The sequence below is a fragment of the Flagellimonas sp. ABD4_174 genome, from assembly GCF_056160185.1.
Window position 1 is genome coordinate 57,303 of record NZ_JBSWWP010000003.1, and the last position, 18,055, is coordinate 75,357.

Consider the following 18,055-nt stretch of genomic DNA (forward strand, 5'->3'; position numbering starts at 1 on the left):
CATGGATATAAAACAACAGATGCACACTGCTAAAATACAAGTATTTAGCGGATTTAAAATCCAGATGGGTTACCGGTTCGGACCCCAACTGAAATAGTTACTCCGCACTCTGGCGATTTGATTACTCTATGAGCTTATATAGATCGTTTTCGAAAGATCTATAGGTCTTCCCATAACGGTTGTTACTCAAGATCACAAGAAACTCATTGGTTTTTGGCAAATACAATGGATTCGTTTTTAGAATAAAGTATATTTCCGTTAAAACCCTCGGTTAGATAAACCTTGGCCCAGCTATCTATACGTTCTGCAATTTGCCCCCGTACTACAAAGGCAAGCAACTTAAAAACCAACGGCAGTAATTTATAAATTGGCATTTCTCTTTTTTTTGAGTATGGATAGTTTTTATATATAGTCAGGCTCTAAAATTCTCAATAAAGTTCCTCTGTCATCCGTTTTAGGTCCACTTCGGGCAAAAACTGATCGGAAATGGTTAAAATGGAATGGATGTTATCCCGTAATCTATCCAACTTTATGGATTCGGGGGACATAGCGGTCTGTAACAAATGAAGCGCCATGTCCGCCAACAACAATCGCTGCTTTTCCAGCCAATCTGTATCCATTTTGCTGGCCGGATGGTTCAAATAGGCCGTTTCGACCCGACTATGTAGTTCCCAACTGGTCTTTATCAATTGGTTTCGTTCCTCTTGTGTCATTTTCTTTTTTAAAAGTCGATTAACAAACTGTATTTCTGGTGTCCATTGGTTTAGATGGTTCGCAATCCAAAGCAATTTCTAATTCACCTCGTTACCATGTTAAACATAAGTCTCAAAAAAAAGGATAAAATTACTTTTGAAACATCCCTAAACACAAATCAAATCCATAAAATGGGCCTTTGATTTCTATATGGGCTCTTTTACACCCGACCATACTCCTGTTTTGGCTGTTTCGATCACATACTCCGAAAAACTTTTGGGTTTACGTTTGAGCACTTTTTGGATATCGTTGGTAATTTCGGAGACCATGGGATTGCCCAATACTTCGGTAAACAAGTACTCTACCAACCAAACAAAATCCGCAGGAATACCCTGTTCTTTCATGGCCGCCACATAAGTTTCAATGGAAATGGGAACAAAGCTTATGTTCCTCTCTGTGGCCTTGGCAATTTCTTGAATAGCTTCTTTGAACGATAAGGTTGTGGGACCCGTCAATTGATAAATATTACCATTGTGCTCTTCATGCAATAAAGCCTCTACCACAACATCGGCAATATCCCCGGTGTCCACATAAGGCACTTGCACATTGGCTTGAGGCAAAGCAACCACACCTTGCTGGATCGGTTCCAAAAAGAAACTTTCACTAAAATTTTGATTGAACCAACTTGCCCGAACAATCGTATAATCCATCCCGGAACTTATAACTGCTTGCTCACAAAGCTCTGCTTCCCGTTCGCCTTTACCGGATAACAAAACCACTTTCTTTACATTATTTTTCTTGGCAAGTCTTACCAATTCCTTAATAGACTGCAAAGCCCCGGGCACTGCAAGATCAGGTTGATAGGTGATGTACATTTTATCGACCCCAACAAGTGCGTTTTCCCATGTATCGGCTCTATTCCAATCAAAAGAAGGGATGGACGACCTTGAACCCACTTTAACATTTTGGTTGAGCAATCGTAAACTATCAACAACTTTTCTACCTGTTTTCCCTGTTCCACCAAGGATTAAATAATTGTCTTTTTTCATAATTATATTGTTGTATTTGAATTAATTTGATTTTGAAAAAGCGTTATGATCAGCAATACAAAAGATAGTATGGCCGTAATGGTCCTGATCAAGTGGAGCAGGTTCCATTTGTTCTCGAAGTTGTTCCGCAATTGTTTTAAACTATCTGGTGATAACATTTCGAGTTCAGCGTTTTCCAATAGTTCATTTAGGGGAATATTTCCAAAAATGGTTATTACGATCACACCGGCGATGTACAATATGCCAGCGGTAAAAACCATCCAGAAAATAGCGCTAGGTTGATTTCTATTGAGATAAACATTGATGATGTGTGAAAAAAACGGCCCAAAAAACACAATCAGAAATATTGGGTTTATAATGGCCCTGTTCATTTCTTGAAAAGATTGTAAGTAACCGAGGTCATCCAAGCGACCGATTCCCGGTGTTATGGCATTGGTCCAAGTAAAACACAGGCCTGCAGACAGACCGGTTAGCAAAATAGTGCTGATCGTTGTAATGGTGTTCACTGAAAATTCCATAATTGTCCCGTGTTAGCAGCTAGATCCAGTATGTGTTGGACGTACATTAAACCACCAATAAAGTGTAGCAATGGCCACAAACTCAAAGGCTATCAACCAAAAATCCAAAGAGCCAAAGAAACTGGCATAACTTCCCCCATAAGGAACAATCATAATCGGCACCGTTACCAAAGCATCCATTATCGTACTGGTGATCAACATGAGTACTCCAAGTTTTAACCCATGCATGGTGCCGTTTTTCCCATAATAAAGCTTTGCCGCCATCCAAATCAGCGGAGGCACCAATAAGGAAAGCCCAATGTTGGCCTGTAAATAGCGATCTCGGAGAATTGGAAGCTGATAAATGGAGCCAAAAGCGACTACGCCAAAAATCCACACCAAAAAACCCAAAACCAATGCTTTTATAGTTTTCATTATCCTGTTTTTATTGATTACAGGACAAAACTACATGGACCTCCTATCCTTTATTTATTCCAAAAGGAGTATAATTTGTTGCAAATGGAGTTTACTTGATCTGACTAGGGCGGTAACCGAACTTTTTCTCAAAGGCATTGGAAAAAGAACTTAAGCTATCGTATCCAACATGCCATGCCGCCTCCTGCACAGTGGCCTCATGGTTACTGATCAGCTTATGGGCAGTTTTTAGACGCTCGTTTTGCAGATACTTAAAAACCGGCACACCAAAAAGTTCTTTAAAATTCTTTTTAAGGTTGTAACTGTTCAGGCCAATTTGTCGTGAAATCTCGGAAAGTGATGGCGGACTGTCCAAATTGTTGATTAAAATTTCTTTGGCCCTATACAGTTTTTCACGTTCCGTGGTATTTATCTTTTCGGTTTGCAGACTGGCCAGTTGCCCAAAAAAATGAGACAACAAAACCGTCATTTGGCTCCTAAAAAACATCATTTTGGTTTTTCCATGGTACTTCATATCGAAAACGGATTCCACAATACGATCCATCTCCGGCGTCATAAAAAAACGGGGACCTTCCACATAATGATCGGATGGATTCACGAGTTCGTTTAAAAGCGAAGTAAAGATTTCCCCTTCTTCATTGGGCAAATTCTCAAGGTTGCGCAAAGCGGTCGCAATTAAAATACACTTTAATGGTCTTTGTGCGGAAACCGCATGCTCAAATTCAACATTGGAATCAGCATAAAAGGATAATGCAAGCCCTTTGGTATGGCTGTATGTCTTGGTTCTCTCCCCATACTTTACATTAAGATCTACATTTCCGGAGCCATAAAAAGCGACCGAGACCACTGGCTCATCAAAGTGGCAAGTGTCCACAATCAAGGTATCACTCGTTGCCTCTTCGACCAAAATGGTAAAATCGTTGATGTCTATAAAATCTCGGGTCATTCGGGTGAAAAATCCCTTAAAGATAAGCAACCTGCTCCAATCTTTTCGACACCCGCTCACCCTATTACGGATTTCTATTTTTGGTTCCAAAAATCAATTGATAAGGATTACCTATTTCATCTAAAAAAAACACATACAAATCTCATTTTATGATAATTAGCAATCTAAATTAAAAAACACCCATACATCCTAAACATTAATTAATAATTAATAAAAGATTAAAAGACATTAATATCCTTTTTATGATTAAAATCATGTTTTGAATTGAATTGCCTATTTACTTTTGAGACAAAATTTTAAAAAACCTATACATGAATAATTTACTGAAAGGAATGGCCCTATTCTTTGCCCTAGCGGTTGTTGGCTGTGGCGGCAAGGAAAAAGAACAAAAAGAAGAAGGATTTAGCGTCCAGAGAAAAAAAACAACTACGGAGCAACCAGTTGAAACTACCACCAACACCGTAAAAGCTTCCGAAAGGGTAGATATGAGCACCAAGGGCGTTGGTCCTGTAACTTCCGTGGAGTTACCTGCAGATATTGACCAAGCGATGGCTACCAAAGGAAAGGAAGTTTATGACCAAATGTGCCTGGCATGCCACAGGATCGGCAAAAAATTCATTGGTCCGGCACCCAACGGAATATTGGAAAGAAGAACCCCGGAATGGGTAATGAACATGATCTTGAACCCTCAGGAAATGGTCCAGAAAGACCCATTGGCCCGGGATCTTTTACAAGAATTCAACGGTTCTCCTATGTCCAACCAAGGATTAACGGAAGAACAGGCAAGGGCCATCCTAGAGTACTTTAGAACTTTAAATTAAAGCTATATGAAATCAACCATTAAACTCACTGCACTGGGATTTTCCTTACTACTGGCACTCAGTATGGGATGTAAGGAAAAGTCCCAAAACACTACGACGGCAGCAGAGCCAGAAGAATCCACGACTGTTGTGGAAAGTAACAAGGGACAAGCTTTTATCGAAGATGATGGATCAACGCCCAATGTACTTCAAATTGCAATAGGCTCGGAAGACCACACCACTTTAGTGGCCGCGGTACAGGCCGCAAGTTTGGAAAATGCATTGGTAAATGCAGGACCTTTAATGGTATTTGCTCCAACCAATGCCGCCTTCGATGCATTGCCCGAAGGTACCGTAGAAGATTTACTAAAACCTGAAAACAAAGATGCACTGGCCAATATTTTGAAGTATCACGTTACCCCTGGCAACTACTCCAAGGATTTTCTAAAAAAGTTTAAAAAACTTGGGCAGGCGAACAATCAAAATGTACCTGTGGAGGTAAAAGGGGACGATGTTTTTATCGGTGGCGCTAAAATAATTGGTAGCGTACCGGCAGGCAACGGAATTGTCCATGTGGTGGACAAAGTAATCCTGCCTCCAAGTCAATAGCTCAATAAATCCAATAAATAAACCCTAACACAATGAAAATATATCGTTATTTAACCATCACCCTTGGATCGGCGCTTATGTTGATCTCATGTGGTCAGCAAAATCAGAGTTCCAATGGTGCCCTCTCATCGAGCGCTGCCGAAAAAGTATATGTTGCTCCTGGCGAGCAGGACGAGTACTATGCCTTCCTCTCGGGAGGATATAGCGGAAACCTAACCGTTTACGGGTTGCCTTCGGGCAGGATGTTCAAGGAGATTCCAGTATTCTCCCAATTTCCCACCTCAGGGTATGGATACTCGGAAGAGACTAAGCCCATGCTAAATACATCTCATGGGTTTGTTCCTTGGGACGATGCCCACCACCCAGATATTTCCCAGACCAATGGCGAATTGGACGGTCGCTGGATATTTATCAATGGCAACAACACCCCACGTATAGCCCGTATCAGTCTAAGCACTTTTGAAACGGAGGAGATTATTGAAGTGCCCAACAGTGCAGGGAACCACAGTTCTTCCTTTATCACAGAAAATACCGAGTACGTTGTTGCCGGTACACGTTTTGCAGTTCCCGTACCCCAGCGCGACATGCCCATAAATGAATATAAAGGAAACTTTAAAGGTGCCCTGACGTTTATCAGTGTTGCTCCAGAAACCGGCGAGATGGACATTAAATTCCAACTATTGATGCCTGGTTTCAATTATGATCTTTCTCATCCGGGTAGAGGTAAATCCCATGGATGGTTCTTCTTTACCACTTACAACACAGAAGAGGCCAACTCCCTTTTAGAGGTGAATGCCTCCCAAAACGACAAAGATTTTATTGCAGCCATTAACTGGAAGAAAATTGAAGAATATGTAAACAATGGCGGCGGCACCAAAATACCGGCCAATTATGCACACAACGTGTACGAGGAGGAGACACATACCGGGACCACTACCATGAAAAAAGAAGTGCTTACCGTAGATCCTACCAAAGTTCCAGGAGCCGTTTACTTTTTGCCAACACCAAAATCGCCTCATGGATGCGATGTTGACCCAACCGGTGAGTATATTATTGGAAATGGGAAACTATCCGCAGATTTGACCGTTCATTCATTCGACAAAATGCTGGCCGCAATCGAGGGTGAAAAATTCGACGGCGAAGCCTATGGTATTCCAATCCTTAAATTCGAGGATATTATGGCCGGACAAGTAAAGAGCGGAGGCCTTGGCCCATTGCATACCGAATTCGATGGCAAAGGCAACGCCTATACCACCTTCTTTATTTCTTCCGAGGTGGTAAAATGGAAGCTGGGAACTTGGGAAGTAATAGATAGAAAACCTACTTACTACTCTGTAGGGCACCTTATGATTCCTGGAGGCAACTCCAGAAAACCCTATGGCAAATATGTAGTGGCCATGAATAAGATCACCAAAGATCGCTACTTGCCCACCGGCCCAGAAATGGAACACTCAGCACAGCTGTACGATATTTCCGGGGACAAAATGGAATTGATCTACGATTTTCCAACACACGGAGAACCCCATTACGCAGCAGGGTGCCCAGCTGAACTTTTGGCCCCAAAGTCCAAAAAAATATATCGCTTGGACGAGAACAAGCACCCTTATGCGGTAACCACGGCAGACGGCTCAAAAGTTGTACGTGACGGCAATGAGGTACATGTTTACATGTCCATGATCCGTAGCCACTTTACACCGGACAATATAGAGGGTATCAAAGTAGGTGATAAAGTATATTTCCACATTACCAATCATGAGCAGGATTTCGATGTACCGCACGGATTTACCATCTTAGGTCAGAATACCTCAGAGTTACTGATCATGCCCGGCCAGACCAAAACATCGGTCTGGGAACCCAAGCAGGTCGGTGTATGGCCGTTCTATTGCACAGATTTCTGTTCCGCATTGCACCAAGAAATGCAAGGGTATGTTAGGGTTTCCCCTGCCAATTCCAATATAGAGTTAAAATGGTCTCTTGGTGAATAATTCGGATTGACCCACCAACGATCAAAGCGGGCCGTGTCCTAGACCTGCCCGCTTTTTTACAAATTGAACATCAACCACCTCCAAAAAGCCACAATCAGTTTGTAACCTATAAATCTTATAAAATGAAAAAGGCAAGTATTTTAATGATCCTTGGCCCATTGTTCTTATTGGGGCTGTACATCTTCCCTTTATGGAACATTATGTTGGGAGCTCCACAATATCCAGACCCACTTGGATTGAACATCCATATTAGTGGACTACGAGGTGTCAACGAATTCGATATCCAGAACATAGATGGTCTCAACCATTATATAGGTATGCACACATTGCCCAAGCCTGAGGATATGTGGGAGTTCGGCACATTCCCTATGATCATAGGGTTTATGGTCGCCTTTGGAGTTCTAATCGGTATTCTTGGCTATCTCCAAAAAGTAAGCTACCAATGGTTTTTTGGCTGGTTTATTTTGATGTCCATCCTCGGAATATTAGGTATGTACGATTTTAACGAATGGTTGGTCGATTACGGCACCAACTTAGATCCTAATGCCATTATGAAGTTGACCAACCCTGATGGAACCCCAATGACCTATAAGCCCCCATTGTTGGGACATGTAAAAATGTTGAATTTTGATGTAACCTCTTTGCCATCTACCGGTGCCTGGCTCATGTTCGTAGGAATGATGCTAACCCTTACAGCGGGCTATCTAGGTTGGAAAAACACTAAAACACAATAAAACCTTGAGTATGAAACCTTCTATTTCCATATTTTTAGTACTACTCGGCTGTATGTACGGTTGTTCCATCGGACCTAAACCAATTGATTATGGCCATGTGGGCTGCCACTATTGCAGCATGACAATCGTGGACAAGCAACATGCCGCACAAATGGTAACCAAAAAAGGAAAGGTGTACAATTTTGATGCCGTGGAATGTATGATGAACCAATTAAAGGAGTTCGATGAAAATGAAGTCGCCCTATTTCTTGCCAATGATTTTGATCGACCCGGGGAACTTACAGATGCCACTAAAGCTACATATTTGATCAGCGAAAATATTCCCAGCCCCATGGGTGCATTTTTAAGTGCATTTTCCGAAGAACAAGCGGCCAAGAACACCTTGGACGTCAATGGTGGGGAACTACTTAACTGGAACGAATTAAAAAAACAATACCAAGACTAACCAAAAATCACAAACCCATGTATATGATCGATATAGACAATACCATTGCCCAGCAACCATTCAACGACCTTCAAATAGAGCAATTGGTCAAGAACAATACCTTGGAAATATTGAGCATCAGCTTGGCTAAAAATGCGATGTTCCCAAAGCACGTTTCCCCCAAGGATGCCCATTTGATAGTTTTGGAAGGCAACATAAATTTTCACATACAAAATCAAACCGTTAACCTAACAGAGCAACAACATTTTAGTTTTTCCAAAGAAGTGGAACATTGGGTTCTTGCCAAGGAAGATGCCAAATTTTTGATTATCAGATAAAACCGGGTACCCATTCAAGAAATTAAAATCAAAATTCTTTGAACTGAAAGACACCATGGCACTCAACAATCCACATCGCACCAATTTAATATGGATCATCCTGCTCGTTTTTGGACAAATGGTCTGGGCAAAAAGCTGGACGATCTGCCCCACATGTGAGCATAACTCCATTAAAAAAACCATTCAAATGGCCAGTGCCCAAGACACCTTATTGGTTCAAAAAGGGACTTACAAGGAGTTCGAGATATTGGTGGACAAGCCTTTGGTCATCAAAGGGATCGATTACCCTGTGGTGGACGGCGAAAAGAAAGGTGAAATTTTTAGGATAACCTCCGACAATGTAACCTTGGATGGACTGTTCATCATCAATGTTGGTGTTAGTTATACCAAGGACAATGCCGCCATACGGGTGGTCCAGAGCAAGAATTTCTTACTCCAACATTTGGTTTTGGAAGAATTGTTTTTTGGCATCTATCTGGAAAAGTCTTCCCATGGCAAAGTGTACCACAACCGCATTATCGGTGAAGCCGTGGACGAGTACAATTCCGGGAACGGGATTCAACTTTGGTATTCCACCGATGTGGAAGTACTAAAAAACCATGTACAAGGCACCCGGGACGGTATCTATCTGGAATTCTCCGATCACATTACCATTACCAACAATGTTAGTATGGACAACCTTCGCTACGGTTTGCATTTTATGTTTTCCGACAACGATATTTACACAAACAATACTTTCGAAAACAACGGTGCAGGAGTGGCAGTGATGTTTTCCAAATTTATTACCATGAGGAACAATACGTTCCGAAAAAATTGGGGCACCGCGGCCTATGGTATGCTTTTAAAGGAAATCAATGATGCAGAAATCAGTGGAAACACCTTTGAGGAAAATACCATCGGCATAAATATAGAGGGGTCCAATCGCATTGACTATACCAACAATGATTTTATTGGCAATGGATGGGCCATTCGGGTAATCGGCGCCTGTTACACTAATAGTTTCAAGAGTAACAACTTCCTTTACAACTCCTTTGATATTTCTTATAACAGTAAATTGAACGACAATGTGTTCGAAGGAAATTTTTGGAGTGGCTACACCGGATATGATTTGGACAAAGATGGTATAGGCGACGTTCCTTACCGACCTGTAAAATTATTCTCCTATGTAGTAAACCGAACTCCGGAGACCATTGTTCTTTTGCGAAGCCTTTTTATGGATATTATTGACTTTTCGGAAAGAGTATCTCCGGTATTTACTCCGGACAACCTAAAAGATCCACAACCACTAATGCACAAACGACCATGACCATTGCTATAAAAAACCTACATAAAAAATTCGGAAAAAATACAGTTCTAAAAGGAGTTGATGTCTCTGTGGACGAAGGGCGCATCTATGCTATTTTAGGTCCCAATGGTTCTGGAAAAACCACATTGATCAAAAGTATACTGGGCATGGTAATCCCCGATAAGGGCAGTATTAAGGTACTGGACAAAACCATTAAAAAAGATTGGAAATACCGCAAAAAGATAGACTACCTCCCCCAAATTGCCAATTTTCCGCCCAACATTAGGGTAAAGGAATTGATCGGCATGATCAAGGACCTAAGAAACAGTCCAAGCAGTGAGCAAGCCTTGATCGAACAATTTGGCCTGGAAGCTTTTATGGACAAAAAACTGTCAACACTTTCCGGGGGAACCAAACAAAAAGTAAACCTTGTTCTGACCTTTATGTTCGATAGTCCCCTTATTATTTTGGATGAACCAACAACAGGATTGGAACCCAAAGCCCTCATCAGTCTAAAAAAAATTATAAAAAAGGAAAAAGAACAGGGCAAAACCATTTTGATCACATCCCATATTATGCAATTTGTTGAAGAAATTGCCGATGAGATTTTGTACCTGCTAGAAGGGGAAATCTATTTTAAAGGTAGTATCGACACATTGATGGAACAGACCCGCCAAAACACGTTTGAACATGCCATTGCGGCCCTAACAACTTCGGACAGCCATGCTTAAAATTTTAAAATATAGTTTTTACGATCTTATCCGTAGCCGTTGGAGCTATGTTTATTTTCTTTTTTACCTTTCACTCGGATTTGTTTTGCTGTTCCTTAACAACGATGTATCCAAAGCAGTGATCACATTAATGAATGTTATTATTGTTCTCATCCCGTTAATAGGTACCATTTTTGGAGTAATGTACTATTACAATTCACGCGAATTTACCGAACTCTTATTGGCACAGCCCATAAAACGAAGTTCCATATTTATGGGACAATATTTTGGTGTGGCCGGTTCTTTGACCCTCAGTTTGGTATTGGGACTGGGCATCCCCTTCTTATTGTACGGGTTGTTACGGAGTAATGCCATATTCGACTTCACCCTTTTATTGGTTACGGGAGCATTTTTAACCTTTATATTTGTGGGCTTGTCCTTTGTGATTGCCATAAGCAACGAAAACAAGATAAAAGGTTTTGGGTATGCCGTGTTGCTATGGCTCTTTTTGGCCGTAGTCTACGATGGCCTGTTTCTTATGTCCCTTATTATGTTTGAAGAATATCCTTTGGATACCTTTTCGTTAGTGGCCACAGCACTCAACCCCATAGATCTTTCACGAATTTTGATTCTCCTAAAATTGGACATTTCTGCGCTTTTGGGATACACCGGTGCCATTTTTAAAAGCTTTTTTGGTACAAATATCGGGTTCTTGGTCTCTATGGCCATACTTCTCGTTTGGACCATTCTGCCCATTTTGGGAATACGGTACAAAACCAAAAGAAAGGATTTTTAACACGGACCACAATAACAATGCATGAAGACAAACCAATATAACTGCCATATACAAATAGCAATATTATATTTTGGTGTTGCCGCCTTGTTGGGCTTATTGCTCCGTGCTTACGCCGTTTTTCCGTTCGGGTTCAATTATAAGTATATGGTACATGGGCACTCCCACATTGCTCTTTTAGGTTGGGTCTATGTTGCATTGACCACAATGCTCCACTACCTTTTTGTAGACCGAAAAGTTTCCTCAAAAAAATACCAACGTTTATTTTGGGGCACCCAGGGCACACTCATTGGTATGCTGCTGACTTTTCCATTTCAAGGGTACGCCGTTTCCTCCATAGTTTTTTCCACCCTCTTTTTGGTTTTGTCCTATATCTACACCTATCATTTTTGGAAAAACATTGACCCTGTCCATACAAGAAGAAAAAGCTTGAGAATAGTAAAAGCTGCATTGATCTATATGATAATTTCCAGTATAGGGCCATGGGCCCTAGGTGCCATAATGAGCACTGTAGGTCCTGAATCGGTCTGGTACCGGTTGTCCATCTATTTCTATCTACATTTTCAATATAACGGCTGGATGGTTCTTGCGATACTGGGAATGTTTATGTACGTATTGGAACGATTGTACCTGGAATTGCCCCAAAAAACCTTCTCCATTTTCTTCATCAGTATCAACCTAAGCATAGTGTTGAGCTTTCTGTTGTCCGCACTTTGGACCAATGCATCCATTTGGCTCAATATTTTTGCGGGATTGGGGGCCATGTTACAATGGTTCGCTTTTGTCCACTTCTGGAGTATGATCAAAAGCACTGTCTTCAAACTAAAATTAACAGGAAAACAAAAGCTACTGCTCAAGACGGTAGTGATTTTGTTAACGATAAAAATCACATTGCAAATTATATCCGCCCTGCCCTATTTTGCCCAATTGATCGCAACTTATCTGGACCTGACCATTGGTTATTTGCACCTAACATTTTTGGGGATAATAAGTTTAGGAATTTTATTTCTAAGCGATTATTTCAAATTAATCAGGTTGTCCAACTTATCCATGGGAATGTACCTTGTTGGTTTTATGCTTACTGAACTGCTGATTTTTTATAAAGGTCTTGCTGCCTGGATCAAATGGCCGGTTTTTAAAGAATATACAACAGTATTGTTCAGTGGCTCAACACTCATTCTTTTTGCACTGGCAATACTGAGCTATCAAAATTACCGTAAAGTTTGAGTTATGGATTACACGTGAAATTATATATAAAAGACTTTTTTGTCCTAAATATTTTTAATCCTATCTTTGTACAATAAAATTATCCCTGATGTTTTCAAAAGCTTGTGAGTATGGTATTCGAGCAGCAGTGTATATTGCTTTGCAGTCTTTGGAAGGAAGACGGGTAAGCGTTGCAGAAATTGCAGATGAAATAGACTCACCAGTAGCCTTTACCGCAAAAACATTGCAACTACTCACACGTAATAACATCGTAAAATCCATAAAGGGGCCCAATGGGGGGTTTGAAATAGAAAGGGAAGACATGGACTCTGTTAAACTCAGCATGATCGTAAAAGCCATAGACGGAGACCAAATATATGTAGGTTGTGGCCTTGGGCTAAAGAAATGTAATGCAGACCAGCCCTGCCCCTTGCACGACAAATTTGTTGATATTAGAAGCAACCTCAGAAAAATGCTTACAAGCACCAGTTTATATGAACTTGCAACCGGCCTGGAAGTTGGATTGACATATTTAAAACGCTAAAAAAATTTATTCAAAAAAAGGACAAAATTGTCCTTTATAAAAGTAATCGATATGACCCGAACAAAAGAAAAAACCATCGGACAAATGGTAGCGGATAACTACAGAACCGCAGAAATATTCAAGGCCCACAAAATCGACTTTTGTTGCAACGGCAACAGGACCCTAGCCGAAGCTGCCTCAAAAAAAGGATTACAAGTAGAAGTAATTTTGGAAGAGCTCGCTGCGGTTTCGGAAGCAAACCAAACCGACCAACCCAACTTTAAAACCTGGCCCTTAGATCTTTTAATTGATTACATAGAAAAAAAGCACCATCGATATGTGGAAAAACAAATACCGGTTCTAAAACAGTATCTATCCAAACTTTGCAAGGTTCATGGTGAACGACACCCCGAGCTGTTCCAGATTTCCGAACATTTCAATGTTTCCGCCGGAGAGTTGGCCATGCACATGAAGAAAGAAGAACTTGTTCTTTTTCCCTACATAAAAAAAATGGTGAACGGGCCAGAGGCCGATGCCAATTTGGAAACTCCCCGCTTTGGTTCGGTGCGCAATCCCATTGCTAGCATGATGCAAGAACACGATAACGAAGGGGAAAGGTTTAGGAAAATCGCTAAGTTGAGCGAGGACTATACCCCGCCCTCGGATGCATGCAATACCTATCGCGTAGCATTCGCATTATTACAAGAATTTGAGGACGATCTACATCGTCACATCCATTTGGAAAACAATATTCTTTTTCCAAAAGCAGAGTTGCTCGAAGCCCACTTACTCAACCATAATTAAATGGGAATTAAACCAATAAAACGACACAAAGCCCTACAGGGAGTGAGCCGTGAGCATCATCATGGGTTACTCTTATCCTGGAAGATCAGAACAGGGCTGTCGAAAAATATTGCTCCAGAAAGAATCAAAAAATATATGGATTGGTTCTATCAAAACCATTTGGCCCCTCATTTTCATATGGAAGAAACATACCTCTTCCCCATTATTGGAAATGGACATCCTTGGGTACAAAAAGCACTTAGCGACCATGAAATATTAAAAAATTGGTTCACCTCTTCAAAATTGGACGTGAACACATTGGAACAAATCGAAAAAAAACTTGAGGAACATATTAGGTTCGAAGAACGGCAACTTTTTAATCACATACAAGAGGTTGCCGACTCTGCCCAACTGGACCTGATCAATAAACAACATAATGGCGAAAAATTTAACGACAATACCCATGACCCGTTCTGGCTCTAAATTCAAGGCAAAAAATCCAAGGAATCTATACCAACAGATGTATCTGGAGTTTAAAAAGAAACAACTTGGATATTCTACCATAGCAATTATCGGACAAAGTTGCCTGGGTTCTGGTGCAGCGATGATTTTATTAATGGGAGAAACGACTATGCTGCTAAAAATGATCATACTCTTCTTTGTGACCATATTCTGCATGGCTTTCAATGGAGCCGTTTTGGCACAATTAAAAGCAAAGGCTACCTTTAATTTATTGATCCTAAGTGTTGTTTTTAGCACTTTGGTAATACTCGCCCACTTATTTTAATCAAACACCAAGTATAAATTTGCCATGACTGAAAGAAAAGAGATCACAACTATAGAAGAAATTAAACTACTGGTAGACCTTTTTTATGACAAAGTACGCAGGGACCCTTTACTTGCCGATATTTTTAATAGAGCAATAAAAGATAATTGGCCGTTACACTTGGAAAAAATGTATCGGTTTTGGCAAACCGTTTTACTGCAGGAGCACACCTATCACGGCAGTCCCTTTGCCCCACATGCACAACTGCCGGTCAAAGCCGAGCATTTTGATCGTTGGAAACAATTGTTTTTTGAGACCATCGATGATAATTTTTCAGGCGAGAAAGCACAAGAAGCCAAATTCAGAGCTACTAAAATGGCAGAAATGTTCCAATTGAAGGTTGCCTACATACAGCAGAACAACTAATTCTTGATACTTCAATCTTGTCGAAGACACCAAAACCCCAAAAATGGATATGTGCAAGCCATTTGGTATTCTGAAAAAATAAGTCCCGTAAATTTACATTTGTGGGGCTTTCCTTTTATCTAAAAGTACATAGAATACAATTAATCTATTTCACCCCACATCAACTCTTCTTATATCCGTCTTTAACTTAAGCGTTGAAGTATTCCAATAAAGCTATAACGCCATTAAACGAAATAACACAAGCAAAAATAAAAGCTGCACCAATAAGAGTATTTAGCAACCAATGGGGTTTATAGCCATTCATTAAAGAAGCTTTGTTCAATAAAATAAGAATAGCAATAACAACCAAAGGCAATACAAAAACATTGAATACTTGGGATAAAATCTGAACTTCTATAGCATCCGCTCCTATTGCGGGACCTATCAAGGCAAATAAACAGGCAAACGCGGTAATGATCTTAAACTGATTGGATGTAGTATCCAGTTCGCCCGATTGATAATCGGCCAACAAAATAGGTGCAATCAACAAACAAGGGAATATAGACGAAAGCCCCGCACTTAAGGTTCCAAAAAAGAAGAGGGTAAGGGCAAATTTTCCTGCCACAGGCTCTAAAGTACCCACCATATCCAAAACTGTAACCACCGGTCTTCCATCGTGAAACAATGCGCCGCAGGCAACAGCCATAATCGCCCCACTGATCATAAAAACCAAAAATGCAGCTAGAATGGCATCCTTTTTCTGCTGTCCTTCATTTTCCTTTAAGTTCCACCCTTTGCCCCTAACAAATAAAGGTCTTGATAAAAAGGTGGCAGAAGCCATAGTTGTTCCCACAAAGGCCGCGACCATCATTTTACCACCTTTTACATTAGGAATACTTGGTGCCAATCCTTCTAAAACCTCAGTAGGTAATGGATGAACGAAAAACAGGGAAAACAGGAACGAAAACCCCATAATTGTGACGAATATGACCAGTATTTTTTCAAAAAAAGTGTACTTTCCTTGCAATAAAAGCGCATACATAATCACAATGATAAGCGCTGCAATAATAAAAGGCACATTTATGCCCGCTTCTTCTATACCGGGAAAATAAATTGCTAAAATTTCAAAAAAGATACTTGATGAAATTCCCAATATTCCCATTAGGGAGTTCCATTGACCAAAAGAAATACCTACAAGCACCAAAATGGCGACCAATTTACCCCATTTCAAGTGTTTCCTAAAAGCATAGAGTCCAGTTTCACCGGTAACCAAAGCAAATTGTCCATAAGCATAGATCAACGCTCCAGAAAACAAACAGCTCAGCACCAGGACCCATAAAAGTTGCATTCCATAGGTACTACCTGCAACGGTCATCGAAGTAACACTACCGGTTCCAATCGTATATCCAATCGCAAAAATACCTGGTCCAAAAGCAAGTATTATACCCAGTAGTTTTTTAAAAAAAGAAGTTTTGGCAGCTGTATTTTTCATGGTATGGATTTAGCGTTAAGAATCGGGGTCCGATGGATTTATCTTTTTATGGCTCCAGAGGTATTTCCATCCATTAAGCTGGCAACATTTTCCAACGACACCATGTTTACATCTCCGGGAACTGTGTGTTTTAATGCACATGCCGCAGTGGCAAAATCCAGTGCTTTGATATCTTCATCATAATGGAGCAGGCCGTAAATAAGACCCGATGCAAATGCATCGCCTGTTCCAACACGATCTATCACATGGGTTATGTTCAAGGTCCTTGTTTTGGTATAGGTTTCCCCGTTCCATACCTTACCCTGTATTTGTTGGTGTGATGCACTGATAGACTTCCTTGTCTTTCCCACAACCTTTTCAATATTTGGAAAGGCATCCATGAGGTCTTTGGCAGCCAAACGAAACTTGCCCTCGGGATCTCCTAGACCAAACATTTCATGAATACCATGACTACTGGTGATCACAATGTCACAATGTTTTACCAACTCTGGCATTACCTCTTGCATAGTCTTGCCATACTTCCACATGTTGTTTCGGGAATTAATATCGCCAGAAACCTTAATGCCCAATTTATTGGCGGTTTTAATTGCCTCCAGACAACATTTGGCGGCTCCATCGGAAATAGCAGGTGTAATACCTGTCCAATGAAACCAATCCGCATCTTTAAGCACTTCTTCCCAATCCACCATTTTCGGTTCGATCAATGAAAATGCGGAACCTTGTCTTTCATAAATTACCTCACTAGATCGGTGTACTGCTCCTTTTTCAAGAAAATACTTACCTATCATTTCATCTCCATAGATCACGTGCTCCGTGCTCAACCAATGTTGCCGTAGAAATTGCGTTGCGGCTTTTCCAAGGGCATTATCGGGAAATCGCGTAACATGAGAGGCTTTCATGCCAAGATAGGCACAGGAAATAGCTACATTGGCCTCACCTCCGCCATACACTAGCTCCAATGATGTTGCCTGTGCAAATTTTGAATATCCTGGCGGAGATAAGCGCATCATTACTTCTCCGAAGGTGACTAGTTTTTTGGACATACTTTTAGGAAAATCAGTTAATGGCTATCAGTTTCTTATTTTGATAATGGTAGCCAAAGTTTCCCTGACCAAATGTTCAAGACCTTCAAAATCTTTATTGGCCAAAATATCCTTGCTGATCAGTTTGGATCCCATGCCCACGCAGGTAACACCCGCATCGAACCATCCTTTTAAGTTAGATTCCTCGGTGCTCACTCCACCGGTGGGCATGATGCTCGTCCAGGGCTGGGGGCCCTTGATTGCCTTCACGAACCCGGGGCCGTAGGTGGAGCCAGGAAAAAGCTTGATGACTTCGCAGCCAAGCTCTTCCGCACGGTTGATCTCCGTCAAAGATCCGCAGCCAGGGGACCAAAGTACTTTTCTGCGGTTGCAGGCCAGCGCTATGTCTTCCCTTAAGGAAGGGGTCACTATAAAATTGGCCCCCATCTGCATGTACAGCGATGCTGCTGCTGCATCCGTTATGGAACCGACTCCCATGATCATTCCGGGCAGTTCTTTGATCGCATACTTGTTCAGCTCGGAGAACACCTCATAGGCAT

24 protein-coding genes are annotated in these 18,055 nt (G+C 41.1%); 15 read left to right on the forward strand and 9 right to left on the reverse strand.

The window, feature by feature from the left end:
• Positions 1–203 precede the first annotated feature (203 nt).
• From ACXAFK_RS14655 to ACXAFK_RS14680, 6 genes are all read right to left on the reverse strand, one after another.
• Complete coding sequence (locus ACXAFK_RS14655; RefSeq protein ID WP_474958254.1) at positions 204–374, reverse strand: hypothetical protein; 171 nt, start codon at positions 372–374, stop codon at positions 204–206.
• A gap of 54 nt (positions 375–428) precedes the next feature.
• Positions 429–713 (reverse strand): hypothetical protein, encoded by a 285-nt coding sequence (locus ACXAFK_RS14660; protein WP_338193231.1) that lies wholly within the window; start codon positions 711–713, stop codon positions 429–431.
• Between the two features lie 186 nt (positions 714–899).
• Entirely contained in the window at positions 900–1,742 is an 843-nt protein-coding gene (locus ACXAFK_RS14665) for an NmrA family NAD(P)-binding protein (RefSeq protein ID WP_293296685.1), read from the reverse strand.
• A gap of 2 nt (positions 1,743–1,744) precedes the next feature.
• Positions 1,745–2,260 (reverse strand): anthrone oxygenase family protein, encoded by a 516-nt coding sequence (locus tag ACXAFK_RS14670; protein ID WP_474958255.1) that lies wholly within the window; start codon positions 2,258–2,260, stop codon positions 1,745–1,747.
• Between the two features lie 12 nt (positions 2,261–2,272).
• Positions 2,273–2,674: a DUF5367 family protein gene (locus ACXAFK_RS14675; RefSeq protein WP_474958256.1), complete on the reverse strand. Its 402-nt coding sequence runs from the start codon at positions 2,672–2,674 to the stop codon at positions 2,273–2,275.
• 91 nt (positions 2,675–2,765) lie between these two features.
• Entirely contained in the window at positions 2,766–3,710 is a 945-nt protein-coding gene (locus ACXAFK_RS14680; RefSeq protein WP_474958257.1) for a helix-turn-helix transcriptional regulator, read from the reverse strand.
• A 221-nt stretch (positions 3,711–3,931) separates the two neighbouring features.
• Here ACXAFK_RS14680 and ACXAFK_RS14685 point away from each other — a divergent pair, with 221 nt between their 5' ends.
• The 15 genes from ACXAFK_RS14685 to ACXAFK_RS14755 all read left to right on the forward strand — a co-directional run bounded on the left by ACXAFK_RS14685 (position 3,932) and on the right by ACXAFK_RS14755 (position 15,002).
• Positions 3,932–4,441: a c-type cytochrome gene (locus tag ACXAFK_RS14685; RefSeq protein ID WP_252078965.1), complete on the forward strand. Its 510-nt coding sequence runs from the start codon at positions 3,932–3,934 to the stop codon at positions 4,439–4,441.
• 6 nt (positions 4,442–4,447) lie between these two features.
• Positions 4,448–5,029 carry a fasciclin domain-containing protein gene (locus ACXAFK_RS14690; RefSeq protein WP_474958258.1) on the forward strand — a complete coding sequence of 194 codons (582 nt, stop codon included), beginning with the start codon at positions 4,448–4,450 and terminating at the stop codon, positions 5,027–5,029.
• 32 nt (positions 5,030–5,061) lie between these two features.
• Positions 5,062–7,014 carry a Sec-dependent nitrous-oxide reductase gene (gene nosZ, locus ACXAFK_RS14695; RefSeq protein ID WP_474958259.1) on the forward strand — a complete coding sequence of 651 codons (1,953 nt, stop codon included), beginning with the start codon at positions 5,062–5,064 and terminating at the stop codon, positions 7,012–7,014.
• A 122-nt stretch (positions 7,015–7,136) separates the two neighbouring features.
• A complete protein-coding gene (locus tag ACXAFK_RS14700) occupies positions 7,137–7,748 on the forward strand; it encodes a hypothetical protein (protein WP_224835482.1) in 612 nt (203 codons plus the stop codon).
• A gap of 10 nt (positions 7,749–7,758) precedes the next feature.
• Positions 7,759–8,193: a nitrous oxide reductase accessory protein NosL gene (locus ACXAFK_RS14705; protein WP_474958260.1), complete on the forward strand. Its 435-nt coding sequence runs from the start codon at positions 7,759–7,761 to the stop codon at positions 8,191–8,193.
• A gap of 23 nt (positions 8,194–8,216) precedes the next feature.
• Positions 8,217–8,510, forward strand: coding sequence for a cupin domain-containing protein (locus ACXAFK_RS14710; protein WP_293296700.1), 294 nt, complete (start codon positions 8,217–8,219; stop codon positions 8,508–8,510).
• A gap of 118 nt (positions 8,511–8,628) precedes the next feature.
• On the forward strand, positions 8,629–9,816 hold the full coding sequence (locus ACXAFK_RS14715) for a nitrous oxide reductase family maturation protein NosD (protein WP_474958269.1): 1,188 nt from the start codon (positions 8,629–8,631) through the stop codon (positions 9,814–9,816).
• Complete coding sequence (locus tag ACXAFK_RS14720) at positions 9,813–10,526, forward strand: ABC transporter ATP-binding protein (RefSeq protein WP_252078959.1); 714 nt, start codon at positions 9,813–9,815, stop codon at positions 10,524–10,526. Before ACXAFK_RS14715 ends, ACXAFK_RS14720 begins: the two co-directional genes overlap by 4 nt.
• Positions 10,519–11,301 (forward strand): ABC transporter permease, encoded by a 783-nt coding sequence (locus ACXAFK_RS14725; protein ID WP_338193222.1) that lies wholly within the window; start codon positions 10,519–10,521, stop codon positions 11,299–11,301. The genes ACXAFK_RS14720 and ACXAFK_RS14725 overlap by 8 nt, the downstream gene beginning before the upstream one ends.
• A 21-nt stretch (positions 11,302–11,322) precedes the next feature.
• Positions 11,323–12,525: a hypothetical protein gene (locus ACXAFK_RS14730; protein ID WP_474958261.1), complete on the forward strand. Its 1,203-nt coding sequence runs from the start codon at positions 11,323–11,325 to the stop codon at positions 12,523–12,525.
• A gap of 88 nt (positions 12,526–12,613) precedes the next feature.
• On the forward strand, positions 12,614–13,048 hold the full coding sequence (locus ACXAFK_RS14735; protein WP_224835488.1) for an RrF2 family transcriptional regulator: 435 nt from the start codon (positions 12,614–12,616) through the stop codon (positions 13,046–13,048).
• A gap of 51 nt (positions 13,049–13,099) precedes the next feature.
• Entirely contained in the window at positions 13,100–13,831 is a 732-nt protein-coding gene (ric, locus tag ACXAFK_RS14740; protein WP_474958262.1) for an iron-sulfur cluster repair di-iron protein, read from the forward strand.
• Entirely contained in the window at positions 13,832–14,293 is a 462-nt protein-coding gene (locus ACXAFK_RS14745) for a hemerythrin domain-containing protein (RefSeq protein WP_224835490.1), read from the forward strand.
• Complete coding sequence (locus ACXAFK_RS14750) at positions 14,274–14,597, forward strand: hypothetical protein (protein ID WP_474958263.1); 324 nt, start codon at positions 14,274–14,276, stop codon at positions 14,595–14,597. The genes ACXAFK_RS14745 and ACXAFK_RS14750 overlap by 20 nt, the downstream gene beginning before the upstream one ends.
• A gap of 24 nt (positions 14,598–14,621) precedes the next feature.
• A complete protein-coding gene (locus ACXAFK_RS14755; protein ID WP_474958264.1) occupies positions 14,622–15,002 on the forward strand; it encodes a group III truncated hemoglobin in 381 nt (126 codons plus the stop codon).
• A 187-nt stretch (positions 15,003–15,189) separates the two neighbouring features.
• Here the strand turns inward: ACXAFK_RS14755 and ACXAFK_RS14760 are convergent, their stop codons facing one another.
• The 3 genes from ACXAFK_RS14760 to ACXAFK_RS14770 form a co-directional block, all read right to left on the reverse strand.
• A complete protein-coding gene (locus ACXAFK_RS14760; RefSeq protein WP_474958265.1) occupies positions 15,190–16,473 on the reverse strand; it encodes an Nramp family divalent metal transporter in 1,284 nt (427 codons plus the stop codon).
• A 38-nt stretch (positions 16,474–16,511) separates the two neighbouring features.
• Positions 16,512–17,516: a sugar kinase gene (locus ACXAFK_RS14765; RefSeq protein WP_474958266.1), complete on the reverse strand. Its 1,005-nt coding sequence runs from the start codon at positions 17,514–17,516 to the stop codon at positions 16,512–16,514.
• 27 nt (positions 17,517–17,543) lie between these two features.
• A partial coding sequence (locus ACXAFK_RS14770; protein ID WP_474958267.1) for a bifunctional 4-hydroxy-2-oxoglutarate aldolase/2-dehydro-3-deoxy-phosphogluconate aldolase occupies positions 17,544–18,055 on the reverse strand: 512 nt, incomplete at its 5' end.